The organism is Haloferax profundi (assembly GCF_001469865.1).
Lineage (GTDB): Archaea > Halobacteriota > Halobacteria > Halobacteriales > Haloferacaceae > Haloferax > Haloferax profundi.
Genome location: NZ_LOPV01000229.1, coordinates 1 through 859 on the forward strand (window position 1 = coordinate 1; position 859 = coordinate 859).

Genomic DNA, 859 nt, shown 5'->3' on the forward strand with positions numbered 1-859 from the left:
TAGGTGTGCGTCAGCTTCCCAATCGGGATGTCGCTGGAAGACAACCTGCAATCCGACTGGATGTTCGAACTCACTCAAATGGTCGATGAGTCTCGCTAACGGGGTAATCGAAAAGTTGGAACCTGCATCGTCCCTCGCCGTTGAATCCGAGAATGGAACGAGTGTCGTCATCCAGTCCCGCTTTCGTTCGGCAGACCCCCACCACTGTACGCCAATTGGTTGGAGTTGGTCGATCGCCGGGCGAGCGTAGAGTGGCGCTGTCTCAGCCTCTGAGTCAGGTATTTCAGGCGCTTTCGAGTGACTATCTTCGTCACCTTCATCAAACTCCTCCCATAGTTTTCCGGCTTCGAGCGCCTCTTGGTACTCTTTGGGAGTGTACTCGTGTTCCGGAATGAGTTTCTGAGCAGGATCAAACTCTGTCCGCTCGATGTCGAACGTTGACGGATAAATCGAAAGAAGTCGTGACTCAAGCGTATCGAGATGCTCAGTTGCACCGTAATAGAACTCAACTGGCCGGTCTTTACCCTCACTTATCGCGAGAAATTCGAAGCGTGGTGGCTGGGTGGTATTGAATGGATTCAACTTGCCAAGGAGCCCTTTCGACGAGGTTGACGTCAGCTTGTGAAGACTGCTGAGAACCTCGACGATACCCTTACTTCCGATTTCTTGGGATGTCGGGGTGACGCGGATATACTCACGCATCACCGCAGATAACCTCCTTTTGACTCCTGCTAGTTTTACTGGAAACAGTGGTGTCTTGTTCTATTGCAGAGCGCCGGCAGAACTCACCGAGAAGTTTGTCTGGACTACAGATGACGCCTTCCTGTGCTTCGACAGGCTGAGAGAGGTAAAAGGAGGT

Annotated in this window: 1 pseudogene; it reads right to left on the reverse strand. The window is 52.0% G+C overall.

The window, feature by feature from the left end:
* Positions 1-702, reverse strand: a pseudogene (locus tag AUR66_RS11375) (conjugal transfer protein); the annotation flags it as partial.
* Positions 703-859: the final 157 nt, after the last annotated feature.